Raw genomic sequence first — 12,057 nt, 5'->3', positions numbered from 1 at the left:
CCACCAATACACGACATATGTCACTTTTATTCCTGTGACACCGCCCTCGGTGCTGACAGATGTTGCATAAACGATCTAAAGCATATAGTACGCATACGGATTAGATGCGTAAAGAGGCAAGGACGGGCTAGGCGTACGCGACGCTCGTTCGGCCACCGCGCACAAACATATTTCCTAGGTAAGCAAGGAAGAGGGCATGAGTTTTCTAGAAGGCAGAGTGGCGATCGTTACGGGCGGCGGGCGTGGTGTCGGCCGCACCTATGCGCTCAAGCTTGCACAGCATGGGGCGAAGGTCGTGGTCAACGATCTGGGCGGCGACGCAGCGGGCAGCGGCGGCGAAGACCTGACCCCCGCGCAAGAGGTCGTCAACGAGATCAAGGCTCTGGGCGGCGAGGCCATCGTCAATGGCGGTGATGTTTCCAACTGGGACAATGCCCGGGAGATGGTCAGCCAGGCCGTCGAAACCTTCGGCCGCCTCGACATCCTCATCAACAATGCGGGCATCCTGCGCGACCGCATGCTGGTCAACATGACCGAAGAGGAATGGGACATCGTGGTCAAGGTGCATCTGAAGGGCACCTTCGCACCGACGCACCACGCCGCCAATTACTGGCGCACGGAAAGCAAGGCGGGGCGCCAGCCGGACGCTCGTGTCATCAACACGACGTCGCACTCGGCCCTGTTCGCCAATATCGGCCAGGCGAACTATGCCGCAGCCAAGGGCGGCATTGCGAGCTTCAGCCAGGTCGCCGCACGCGAGTTGCAGCGGATCGGCGTCACCGTAAATGCTATCGCGCCGCGTGCCGAAACGCGCATGACGGCGGGGTTGCGCGAATGGACGCCCGAGCAGCTGGAACGCCGCGACCCCGAATGGATTGCGGGATTCGTCGCCTGGCTCGCCAGCGCCGAGGCAAGCCAGGTGAGTGGCCGCGTGTTCGAAGTTTGGGGATACGGCATCACTGTCGCGGAAAGCTGGCAGCATGGTCCGAGCTGCGAAGCGTCGAAGGACCCGACGGTGCTCGGCGAACGCGTCTCCAAGATCTTGAAATTCGCTCGTTCGAACGCCGGGATCAACCCGGGCGAATGGCTCGATCCCTAATAGCAGCGTGACGGCGGCGGGCCGTCGAACGTCCGCCGCCTCTTTGGATGGGTAAGCTCGCAGGAATATCGCAATGTCTCTGGACGCTTTATTTGAACCACTGACGATCGGGTCGCTGGACATTCCCAACCGGGTGGTCATGGCGCCCCTGACCCGTGCCCGTGCGGACGACCGGCACGTGCCCACCCCGCTTCAAGGCGAATATTATGCGCAGCGGGCGGATGCAGGCCTCATCATTTCGGAGGCGACTGCGGTCGATCCGCTAGGCATGGGCTGGTATCGCGCTCCGGGTATTTGGTCGGACGAGATGACGACGGCCTGGAAAGCCGTCATGCAGCGTGTCCATGCGGCGGGCGGGCGCATCTATTGCCAGCTTTGGCACATGGGCCGATTGGTGTTGCCGGATTATATCGGTGGGCAGCAGCCGATCGCTCCATCGCCCATTGCCGGCGAAGGTGAAACGATGGCTCCGCCTCCTGAAGACTATCAGGGCGGTTTCCTGCCGATGAAGGCCTATGTAGTACCGCGCGAAATGACGCAGGCGGATATCGGCCAGCTTGTCGCCGCCTATGGCCGGGGAGCAAGAAACGCAAAGCGCGCGGGCTTCGATGGCGTCGAAATCCACGGCGCCAATGGCTATGTCATCGACCAGTTCCTGCAATCAAAAAGCAACCATCGGCAGGATGGCTATGGCGGCAGTGTGGAAAACCGCGTCAGGCTGTTGCGTGAGGTCATCGATGCGGTGACGGCCGAGGTCGATCCCGCCCGAGTGGGCCTTCGCGTCAGCCCTACCAGCGAGCGCAAGGGCATGGGCGATGCGGACCCGGGCGCTTTGACCGAGGCGATCGGCCGCCTCGCGCAGCAGAGCGGGCTTGCCTATATTCACCTGATCGAGCCCATCGCCTCGGGCTTCATGGAAAAGCCCGATTACCCGGTCATCGAACGGTTGCGCGCCGTCTTTTCAGGAACAATCATTCAGAATGGCAGCTTCGACGGCCCCGCTGCGGGCGACGCCATTGCCAAGGGCAAGGCGGACGCCATTTCCTTTGGCCGTCCCTACATCGCCAACCCTGACCTCGTCGCCCGGATAAGGAGCAGCCTTCCGCTTGCGGAGGCGAATTTCGACTATGCCTATGTCGGAGAGGAACGAGGTTACACGGACTATCCTGCTTTCAGCGCATCGGGGTGTTCCGTCTGAGAGACAAATATCATGGCGATGGACGCGGACGTCGTTCATTCGCCACCACGCTAAATCGATCATCTTCGGCGTCACGGTAGCGCCGCCCAAGGAGAAAATATCATGTCGACTGAAATCCTGCTGCCCAAGCTCGGCTTTTCGATGAATGAAGGGCTGCTGTCCGAATGGCTCGTGGCCGATGGTGGGGCAGTAACGGCCGGAGAGCCGCTATTCGCTCTGGAAAGCGACAAGTCCACGCAGGAAGTGGAAGCACCTGCATCGGGCACGCTGAAGATTTTCAAGGAAATCGGGGAAACCTATCCCGTGGGCACCGTGCTGGGCGAGATTATCTGACGAATTATTGATAAGAACTGTCATCTCTGGAGAGGCGGCGCAAAGCCGAAAATCATATGAAACGCACCGACAAGGTCATCATTACCTGCGCCGTCACGGGGTCGATCCATACGCCGAGCATGAGCCCCCATCTGCCGATCACTGCTGACCAGATCGCCGCTGAGGCGATCGCGGCGGCAGAGGCAGGAGCCGCGATGGTTCATCTGCACGCCCGCAATCCCGAAACCGGGCAGCCATCACAAGATCCCGAACTCTTCCGGCAGTTCCTCCCGCGGATCAAGCAGTCCACAGACGCCATCGTCAACATCACCACCGGCGGCGGTCTGGGCATGAGCCTGGCTGACCGGCTGGCGCCCGCAAAGATGTTCCGGCCCGAAGTCTGTTCGATGAACATGGGATCGGTGAACTTCAATATTTCCGGGGCCGGGGCCAAGATTTCGGATTGGCAGTATGATTGGGAACTGCCCTATCTGGAAATGACCAAAGACTTTATCCTGTCGAATACCTTTGCCCAGATCGAGCAGGCGATGACGCAATTGTCGGACCAGGGCACGCGGTTCGAGTTCGAATGCTATGACGTCGCGCATCTTTACAATCTTGCCCATTTCGTCGACCGCAAGATGGTGGAGCCGCCCTTCTTCATTCAGGGCGTGTTCGGCATATTGGGCGGCATTGGCCCCGATCCTGAAAATGTCATGCACATGAAGACGACGGCGGACAGGCTGTTCGGCGAGGACTTCATCTTTTCCGCGCTTGCCGCAGGAAAGCACCAGATGCGGCTCGTCACCTTGTCCGCGCTGCTGGGTGGATCGGTGCGCGTGGGTCTGGAAGACAGCCTTTATGCGGGCAGGGGCAAGCTGGCGACGTCCAACGCCGAACAGGTGGCGAAAATCCGCCGCGTGCTGGAAGAACTCAGCCTGACCGTGGCCACGGCGGACGAAGCCCGCGCCCTGATGCAGACAAAGGGTGGAGACGATGTCGCATTCTGACGGTGAAGCGATTGGCGGGCTGCTGAAGGAGGGTCTGGCGCTCGCGGAAGGGCCGCCGCTCGACGATAGCGGCCTCATCCTGCCGTCCGATTATCCCAATGTCGCCGCTGCCGTTTCGCCGGACAAATTGGCCATCATATTCGGCGATCATAGCTGGACTTATGCCCAGCTGGATCGGGGCTGCGATGCGGTCGTCACGTTGCTTGGCGAGCATGGCGTCAGGCAGGGTGGCCGCGTCGCTTATCTCGGCAAGAATAACGATCTCTTCTTCCTGATATTGATCGGGGCCATTCGCGCTGGCGCGGTCCTCGTCCCCATCAACTGGCGCAATACGGCTCCGGAAACGGCCTATGTGCTGGAGGACAGCGAGGTCAGCCTCGTCATTGCGGATAGCGAGTTCCTTCCGCTGCTCAGGGAAGCGGACAAGCGAGGCCTTCCGACGCTGGTCGTGGATGATGAAGGGCCGCAAGGTCTTCGCAGCCGGATCGCAGCGGCACAGCCAACGCCTCGCAAGCCACTGGACCCGCACGCACCCTGCCTGCAACTCTACACCAGTGGCACCACCGGGCGCCCCAAGGGTGTCGTCACATCCCAATATGCGTTCGGCATCCACCGCCATGTCGAGAATGTGTCCGGCTATTTCGCCGACTGGGGCGATGACGAGGTTTTGCTTTCCCCCCTCCCCACCTTTCACATCGGCGGAATGTCATGGGTATGCACAGCCCTGGTGCGCGGTGCGACCGTTCACATCATCGCCGACACAGCGCCTGCGACCATCCTGGACGCCTGCCTGGAATTTGGCGTTACCCGCACTTTCATCGTGCCGACGCTGGTGCGCGGGCTGATAGCAGAGATGGACGCGCGCAATGTACGCGTACCGACACTGCGTGGCATCCACTATGGCGCCGCGTCGATGGACCCCGGTCTGTTGGAACGATCGGTCGATCGCTTCTCCTGCCACTTCCTGCAATATTACGGCATGACCGAAAACACCGGGACGATGTCGATCCTTGGGCCGCAAGAGCATGACATCCGTCGCCCTCATCTGCTCCGGTCGGTGGGGCGGCCTTTGCCCGGTTTCAGCGTTGCGATCCGCGATCCGCAGGGCCAACTTCTGCCCGTGGACCAGCCAGGCGAAATCTGGGTGAAGTCGCCCAGCCTGCTGATCGAATATTGGAACAACCCGAAGGCCACGTCGGAAGCGCTGATCGACGGCTGGTATCGATCGGGTGACGGGGGAAGGCTGGACAAGGACGGTTATCTGTTCCTGACCGACCGGATCAAGGACATGATCGTTTCGGGCGGGGAGAATGTGTATCCGGCCGAGGTCGAGGCTGTGCTGCGCGATCATCCGGCGGTGATGGACTGCGCCGTGTTCGGATTGCCGCATCCCAAATGGGGCGAAGGAGTGACGGCGGCGGTGGAAGTTCGTCCGGGTCATGCGCTCGATGCCGATCAGCTCATCGCCTTCGCGCGGCAGTCGCTGGCCGCCTACAAGATTCCGCGCCGGATCGAACTGGGTGTTGCACTTCCCCGCACAGCATCGGGGAAGGTCCAGCGCGGGCTGATCCGCAAGCAATTCCTGGGCGGGGAATAAGCAGAGCATCGGCGCGCACGGAGGTGCGCGCCGATGCCGCCCCTATGCTTCGCTCACCTGCGCTGAGCAGCGATCGAGCACCACCACATCCCGTTCCGCCGCGACGGCGCGGAAACGCAGCTGGCCGCCGCCCTGCTCATAAAATTCGAAGCGGATCGTCTCGCCCGGCATGACCGGCTTGCTGAAGCGGACGAACATGCCCTTGAAACGCGCCACGTCATTGTCGCAATAATGCGCCAGCACCGCGCGATTGGCCAAGCCCTTGGTGCACAGGCCATGCAGGATCGGCCGGTCGAACCCCGCCTTTCGTGCAATCGCCGGCTCTGCATGCAACGGATTCCAGTCCCCGCTCAAACGATAGATCAGGGCCTGTCCCGGACGGGTCGCAATTTCCACCACCGCATCGGGCTTTCCTTCCGGCACTGGGTCAGCGGCCGGGATGGCATTGCCGAAACCGCCCTCCCCGCCATTGCCGCGCATGAACAGCGTCGATCGCACGGTCGCCAGATGATCCCCCGTCGCGGTATCATACAGCGCCTTCTCCTGATGGAGCAGCGCCCCGCGCCCCTCGCCTTTATCCTCGATCCCCGCCACGCGATATTCGCCCCTTATGGTGCCCGTCGGGGGCAGTGGCTTGTGCATCGTCAGATGCTGCTCAGCGTGCAGAATTTTCACCCAGTCGATGCCGAATTCCGGCCGTTGCGCCCAGAAGCCGGGATGGCAGAGGATGTTCGCAAAGCAGGGCAAGGAACGCAGGTCTTTTTCATAGACGAACGGTAGCTCTGCCTCATCGAGCGGGTCCAGACCATAGCCCAGCCCCAGCGCATGGAGGATCGTGTCGCGTTTGTCATAGGATTGGACGATGGGCTCAATCGTCAGGTTCCTGATTTTCTCAATGTCCAAGCGTCATCCCTCCAATGGCGTTTCAAGACCACTCAACAGCCCAGTGGCGTTATATGGTGCGTTATAGTACCATACGCATTATATCTGGTTTGACAACCTTTGGTACGGGTATATAGATTGCAGGGATACGAGTTATTGACGCCTGATATGGAGCTTGCGTGCCGGACTTTATTCCTCCGTTCAGCACCCGCCTGACGAACCGGCAGGTCATCCTTGCACGCCGTCCGGCGGCCAGCCCCGTCGCTGTCGATTTCGCCCGCCAAGACGTCAGCTTTGCATCGCCCGAAGAGGGCCAATTTCTGGTGCGCAACCTCTATCTTGCGGCGGACCCGGTCCAGCGCGGTTGGGCGGCCAACGAGGCCCTCACGCCACTGGGTCAGCCAATGCGCGCCCTTGCGGTCGGCGTGGTCGTGGAAAGCCGCGATGATGGCATCCGATCAGGCGATGCGGTCTACGGCTTTTTCGGTTGGCAGGATTACAAGGTCGCGACACGCGGCGACCTGTTGTCACACATCCCCCATCCGCGCGCACCGCTTTCCGCCTATGCCGGGGTGCTTGGCATGCCCGGCGTGACGGCATGGCTCGCCTTGCAAGACATCGCTCCACCCTATGAGGGCGCGGCCATGCTTGTCTCGACGGCGGCGGGCACAGTGGGCAGTGTCGTGGGCCAGATCGGTCAGCGCGCGGGCGCGTTCGTCGTCGGGCTCACCGGCAGCGATGAGAAGGTGGAAAGTTGCGTTCGCGACTATGGCTATGACGTCGCCTATAATTACAAGTCCGTCGATCTGGCGGCCACCCTTGCCGAGGCTCGCCCCGGCGGCTTCAACATCTATTTCGACAATACCGGAGGCCCGATCCTGGACACGGCGATCCGCGCCATGGCCAGGCACGGACGGATCGTGCATTGCGGCACCGCCGCCACGCCTAGCTGGAACCCTACGCCGACCGGCCTTCGCAACGAGCGCGAGATATTGATGCGCGCGCTTCTTTGCGGTGGGTTCGTCATCTTCGATCATGTCGCCCGTTTTCCCGAAGCCGTGGAAAAGCTGAGCGACATGGTGCTGAACGGCGAGCTCAAATTTCACGACCATGTCGAACCCGGCATCGACCGGGTCAGCGGCGCCCTTGAAGCGCTTTTTGCTGATAGCAACGCGCCCAAGACACTGGTCTATATTGGCGAGGATTAGCGGCTTCTGGAACTGCGCTCGCGTTCAGTCGGGCCGCCACTCGCCTATGGCAGGCCGCACCGGCTGAACGACGAAATCGCCCGTGAACACGCCTTCCTTGGTAAAGGGGTCGCCCGCGAGCAGCGCGCGGACTGCGGCCTCATCTTCAGCCTCCAAAAGGAAGGAACTGCCTTGAGGGCTTGAGTCCGGCTTGTCTCCATCCAGCATCGCGCCAGCGACTTTCACCGCAGCACCCTGTTCCAGCCAATAATCCAGATGGCGCTGCCGATGCTCCAGCCGAAGGGGTAGAGCGCCCGGCTTGTCGGCGGCCAGAACGATGAAAAACATGATCTTCCCGCCTTCCCGTCGCTGATTTTTAGTCTTCGCCCTCGATCAGGCTCGAACCACCCTGCTCTCGCAGGACATCCTTCAAATTCTGCTTCACCTGCAACAGCACTTCCTCGCACACTCCCCTGTCCGCGTCCGACACGCCTTCCAGGATACGGCGGTTCATCGTCGCGGCCAGTTCGATCATGAGGCCGATCACATCGAACCCTTTTTCCGTGATGAACACGCGCTTTGCCCGGCGGTCGTTGGCATCTGCCCTGCGTTCGACATGGCCCGACGCTTCAAGCCGATCTATCAAGCCGCCGACGGTCACCTTGCCCACTTCCATCAGCCGGGCAAGATCGACCTGCATCATCCCGTCATTGCCTGCTCGCGACAAGGTGCTCAGCACCGACCATTGCGACCGGGTGATCCCGTAAGGCCGCATCAGCAAGTCCATCACGGTGCGCCGGATACGCGATACGTCATGAACCAGATAGCCGAACGTGAACTGTTTCGCTGAAGGCCGTTTCGGCGTCTTCTTTTTCGGTGCGGCAGCTTTCAGCGTGTTCGTCATTCTCACCATCCAGTTAAAGGCAATTCAGTGCATCAGCTTCACCTGATGCTCTATAATTCGCCCCACTATTGCAATAGCGTATGATAGCGAACCCGATGATCAGCAGGCGTATGATGTCTCATAGCCTCTCTATGCTGACCAACCATGATCTGGCAACCGCCTTCATTTGCCGAACAGGTCGCGGCCGATGATCTGCTTCATCACCTCCGCCGCGCCGCCCGCGATGCGGACGATGCGGGCGTCGATATAGGCTCGCGCGATCGGATATTCGGTCATATAGCCATAGCCGCCGAAAAATTGCAGACATTGGTCCACGACCTTCACATGCAGGTTGGTGACCACCAGCTTCACCTTCGCCGCTTCGACGCCGGTCAACTCTCCTGCGAGGAAACGCTTGATGCACCAATCCGTGAAGGTCCGGGCTGACAAGATTTCGGCCGACAATTCTGCGAGCACGAACTGCGTGTTCTGGAAATCAGCCAGGGTCTGACCGAACATCTTGCGTTCGGCGGTATAGGCGACCGTCCATTCCAGCGCGGCTTCCGCCACGCAGATGCTACGCACCGCCTGCGTCAGCCTTTCCTGCGCCAGCTTGCCCATCATGATCCCGAAGCCGCCGCCCTCGCGGCCCAGAAGCCTCCAGGATTCCGCGCGCGCGTCCTCCAGGAAAATCTCCGACGTATCCTGTGCTTTCAGGCCAATCTTCTCAAGATTGCGGCCGCGTTTAAAGCCCGCTTGATGCGTGTCGATCGCGATCAGGCTGACGCCCTTGGCGCCCGCCGCCGGATCGGTCTTGCACGCGCAGACCATGATGTCGGCCAGCTGCCCGTTGGAAATATAGACCTTTTGCCCGTTCAGCACATAATCATCGCCTTCACGAACGGCGCGGGTGCGGACTTCCTTGACGTCTGAACCAGCGCCCGGCTCGGTCAATCCAAGCGCGCCGATATACTCGCCCGCGACCATGCGGGGCAGGGCCTCGCGCTTCAGCTCCTCGGTGCCTGCCGTCAGGATATAGGGCGCGACCATTTCCGAATGCACCATGAAACCGGGGCCGGTGATCCCCTTCTTCGCCAGTTCCTCGATAACGACGACATTGTAGAGCCAATCCGCGCCAAAGCCGCCATATTCCTCGGGAATGTTGGGGCAAAGGATGCCTACCTCGCCTGCCCGCTTCCAAACCTCGCGGGGGACGACCTCATCCTTTTCCCACTGATGATGGTTGGGAACCAGTTCCTCATCCACGAACCGCGCGACCGTTTCGCGAAACTGTTCATGCTCGGCGGAAAAGATGCCGCGTCCGCATTCGCTGCTGTGCTGCACGTCAACCACGGCGCGCCTCATGCATTGCCAATGTTCTTTCCGCCTGTTTCAGGTGAGGGATGTCCAACATCTTGCCGTCGAGTCCCAAGGTTCCGGCGTCAGGGTTGGCGGCGAACAAGTCGACCACCCGTCGGGCGAAATCCACCTCATCAGACGATGGCGAGAAGCTTTCGTTGATGATGTCCACCTGCGCGGGATGTATCGCCACGCGGCCGGAAAAGCCTTCCGCCCGCGCGGCCTTGCACGAGGCGCGCAGACCTTCCGGATCACGAAAATCGACGTAGAGCGTGTCCACCGCTTCGCCGCCCGCAGCATGCGCGCCGAGCAGGCAGAGCGAACGCACCATCTTGTAGGTGTGGGTCCATTCGCCGTTCGCGTCGGTGTTGCCGCTCGCGCCGATCGCTGAACTCAGATCCTCCGCGCCCCATGTCAGCCCATATAACCGGTCCAGACCCGCCGCCGCATAATCGCCCAGCCGGAAGGGGGAGACTGCGGTTTCGGTCGCCACCGGCAGGATGCGGATCGAACCCTGTTCGACACCGGATGCGGCTTCCAGCGCGCTCAGATAATGGCTGACCTGAGCCACATCCTCCGGCCCGTTGACCTTGGGCAGCATGATCCCATCGGGCGCGACAGGCACGATCGCGGCCAAGTCATCCAGAGTCCAGGGCGTGTCCAGCGGATTGACGCGCACCCATAACTGCGACTTTCGTGCAGCGCGCGGACGTTCCTTGATAAAGGCTGGAACCATCTCCCGCGCCACTGGCTTGCGCGCGACGGCGACGGCGTCTTCCAGGTCGAGGATGAAGGCATCGGCAGCGACGCCATCGACCTTGCCCAGCTTCTTCTCGCTGTCGCCGGGGATGAAGAGGAAAGATCGGATCGGCAGGGTCATGACGCAGGCCTCTTGAGCTGGAGGCCGGATCGCTTGCACGACGCCACCAGTTCATCTTTCTGATTATAGGCTTTGTGAAAGAATTTGACGATCCCAGCTTCGGGTCGCGACCTTGACTCGCGCAGGTCGATGACCTCGCTCGTGACGTGGATGGTGTCGCCATGGAACAGCGGGTTCGGGAAGCGCACCTCGTCCCAGCCAAGGTTCGCGACCGCAGTACCCAGCGTCGTGTCCCCGACAGAAATGCCCACCATAAGGCCAAGCGTGAAGGCCGAATTGACCAGCCGCTGCCCGAAGGGCGTGCCCTTCATATATTCCTCATCCAGGTGCAGCAGCGCCGGATTATGGGTCATGCAGGAAAACAGAACATTGTCTGTTTCGGTGATGGTGCGGCGGATGGGATGCTCGAACAGCATGCCGATTTCAAGCTCGTCAAACCAGACTCCAGGCATCACGCAAGTCCCAGGATAGAGATGGCGGCGATGCCCTGATAGGGAACACCGCCCAGATTGTGCGTCAGTCCGATGGACGGGTTCGACAATTGCCGCTCCCCTGCCCGGCCCAGCAACTGGCTGTAGACCTCATAGGCCATGCGCAGACCCGAAGCGCCGATCGGGTGCCCGAAACATTTGAGACCCCCGTCGATCTGGCAGGGCATCGCCCCATCCCGGTCGTAGCGCCCGTCCAATATGTCGAAAACCGCCCGGCCATCGTCGGAAAAGCCAAGGTCTTCCATCGTCACCAGTTCGGTGATGGAGAAACAGTCATGCACTTCGCTGAGGTTCACCTGGCGCTTGGGATCGGTGATCCCTGCTTCCTTATACGCCCGCGCCGCCGCGTTGCGGGTGGTGGCGACATAGCTGCCGTCCCACTCATTGGTCTGGGTCTCGCGGCCGGAACTGGTCGACAATTGCAATGCCTTGATCGTCACCAGGTCCGTCTTGCCCAGAGCCCGCGCGATTTCCGGCGTGGTCACAATCGCGCAGGCCGACCCGTCCGACACGCCCGAACAGTCAAACAGGCCCAGCGGATCGGAGATCATCGGCGCGTTCATGATGGTTTCCATCGGCACCGCCTTCTGGAAATGCGCCTTGGGACTGTGAACGCCGTTCTGGTGGCTCTTCCAAGACACATGGCTGATGGCGCGCTTCAAGTCCTCCTTGGTCGTGCCGTATTTTGCCCGGTAATAGGGCGCGAGCTGAGCAAAGCCGGCTGGTGCGGAGCCCATCGGCATCCACAGGTCGTTGAAGGTCCCTTTGAAGGCAGGAGGCAGGCCGCCAAAGCCCGTGTCCTTCAGCTTTTCCGACCCGATCGCCAGCGCGATATCCACCGCGCCCGACGCCACAGCATAAGCGGCTCCGCGCAGCGCTTCGGTTCCGGTCGCGCACATATTTTCGACGCGGCTCACGGGAATGCCTTCAAGCCGCAGCGCCATCGCGGCGGGAATGGAGCTGTTGCCGACATTGACGCTATCGCCCCAGCATCCGAACCATGCCGCCTCGATCTGGTTGCGCTCGATCCCCGCATCGGCGAGCGCTTCCTCGAACGCTTCCTTCATCAGGTCAGCCGACCCCATGTCCCATCGTTCGCCGAATTTCGAGCAGCCCATCCCGAGAAGGGCCACTTTATCCTTGATACCCGTCGCCATGT

General features: G+C 61.1%; 13 protein-coding genes. 6 read left to right on the top strand and 7 right to left on the bottom strand.

Annotated elements, in window-relative coordinates; all coding sequences use genetic code 11:
* Positions 1 to 196: 196 nt before the first annotated feature.
* The 5 genes from ACYU81_RS16965 (at position 197) to ACYU81_RS16945 (ending at position 5,216) form a co-directional block, all read left to right on the top strand.
* A complete protein-coding gene (locus ACYU81_RS16965; protein WP_460988872.1) occupies positions 197 to 1,099 on the top strand; it encodes an SDR family NAD(P)-dependent oxidoreductase in 903 nt (300 codons plus the stop codon).
* 73 nt (positions 1,100 to 1,172) lie between these two features.
* On the top strand, positions 1,173 to 2,297 hold the full coding sequence (locus ACYU81_RS16960) for an alkene reductase (RefSeq protein WP_460988870.1): 1,125 nt from the start codon (positions 1,173 to 1,175) through the stop codon (positions 2,295 to 2,297).
* A gap of 102 nt (positions 2,298 to 2,399) precedes the next feature.
* A complete protein-coding gene (locus tag ACYU81_RS16955; RefSeq protein ID WP_196227089.1) occupies positions 2,400 to 2,630 on the top strand; it encodes a biotin/lipoyl-containing protein in 231 nt (76 codons plus the stop codon).
* Between the two features lie 56 nt (positions 2,631 to 2,686).
* A complete protein-coding gene (locus ACYU81_RS16950) occupies positions 2,687 to 3,619 on the top strand; it encodes a beta-keto acid cleavage family enzyme (RefSeq protein WP_460988868.1) in 933 nt (310 codons plus the stop codon).
* Entirely contained in the window at positions 3,606 to 5,216 is a 1,611-nt protein-coding gene (locus ACYU81_RS16945) for a class I adenylate-forming enzyme family protein (RefSeq protein ID WP_460988866.1), read from the top strand. The genes ACYU81_RS16950 and ACYU81_RS16945 overlap by 14 nt, the downstream gene beginning before the upstream one ends.
* 42 nt (positions 5,217 to 5,258) lie before the next feature.
* Here ACYU81_RS16945 and ACYU81_RS16940 read toward each other — a convergent pair whose 3' ends face one another.
* Complete coding sequence (locus ACYU81_RS16940) at positions 5,259 to 6,119, bottom strand: MaoC/PaaZ C-terminal domain-containing protein (RefSeq protein ID WP_460988864.1); 861 nt, start codon at positions 6,117 to 6,119, stop codon at positions 5,259 to 5,261.
* Positions 6,120 to 6,277: 158 nt separating this feature from the next.
* On the opposite strand from ACYU81_RS16940, the gene ACYU81_RS16935 reads away from it, so the two are divergent.
* Complete coding sequence (locus ACYU81_RS16935) at positions 6,278 to 7,306, top strand: zinc-binding dehydrogenase (RefSeq protein ID WP_460988863.1); 1,029 nt, start codon at positions 6,278 to 6,280, stop codon at positions 7,304 to 7,306.
* Between the two features lie 24 nt (positions 7,307 to 7,330).
* Here ACYU81_RS16935 and ACYU81_RS16930 read toward each other — a convergent pair whose 3' ends face one another.
* The 6 genes from ACYU81_RS16930 to ACYU81_RS16905 all read right to left on the bottom strand — a co-directional run bounded on the left by ACYU81_RS16930 (position 7,331) and on the right by ACYU81_RS16905 (position 12,055).
* On the bottom strand, positions 7,331 to 7,633 hold the full coding sequence (locus ACYU81_RS16930) for a YciI family protein (protein ID WP_449468880.1): 303 nt from the start codon (positions 7,631 to 7,633) through the stop codon (positions 7,331 to 7,333).
* Between the two features lie 28 nt (positions 7,634 to 7,661).
* Positions 7,662 to 8,189: a MarR family winged helix-turn-helix transcriptional regulator gene (locus ACYU81_RS16925; protein ID WP_449468879.1), complete on the bottom strand. Its 528-nt coding sequence runs from the start codon at positions 8,187 to 8,189 to the stop codon at positions 7,662 to 7,664.
* 162 nt (positions 8,190 to 8,351) lie between these two features.
* Entirely contained in the window at positions 8,352 to 9,533 is a 1,182-nt protein-coding gene (locus ACYU81_RS16920; RefSeq protein ID WP_460988860.1) for an acyl-CoA dehydrogenase family protein, read from the bottom strand.
* Positions 9,514 to 10,407, bottom strand: a complete 894-nt coding sequence (locus ACYU81_RS16915; protein WP_460988858.1) for an HpcH/HpaI aldolase/citrate lyase family protein — start codon at positions 10,405 to 10,407, stop codon at positions 9,514 to 9,516. The genes ACYU81_RS16920 and ACYU81_RS16915 overlap by 20 nt, the downstream gene beginning before the upstream one ends.
* The gene (locus tag ACYU81_RS16910) at positions 10,404 to 10,859 is read right to left on the bottom strand and encodes a MaoC family dehydratase (RefSeq protein WP_460988856.1); all 456 of its coding nucleotides are present in this window, start codon (positions 10,857 to 10,859) and stop codon (positions 10,404 to 10,406) included. Before ACYU81_RS16910 ends, ACYU81_RS16915 begins: the two co-directional genes overlap by 4 nt.
* Positions 10,859 to 12,055 carry an acetyl-CoA acetyltransferase gene (locus tag ACYU81_RS16905; RefSeq protein ID WP_460988854.1) on the bottom strand — a complete coding sequence of 399 codons (1,197 nt, stop codon included), beginning with the start codon at positions 12,053 to 12,055 and terminating at the stop codon, positions 10,859 to 10,861. Before ACYU81_RS16905 ends, ACYU81_RS16910 begins: the two co-directional genes overlap by 1 nt.
* Positions 12,056 to 12,057 lie beyond the last annotated feature (2 nt).

Source organism: Sphingobium sp. TomTYG75 (assembly GCF_054771635.1).
Note: the sequence above shows the minus strand (reverse complement) of the source record. Positions and strands in the feature narration are given on the sequence as shown.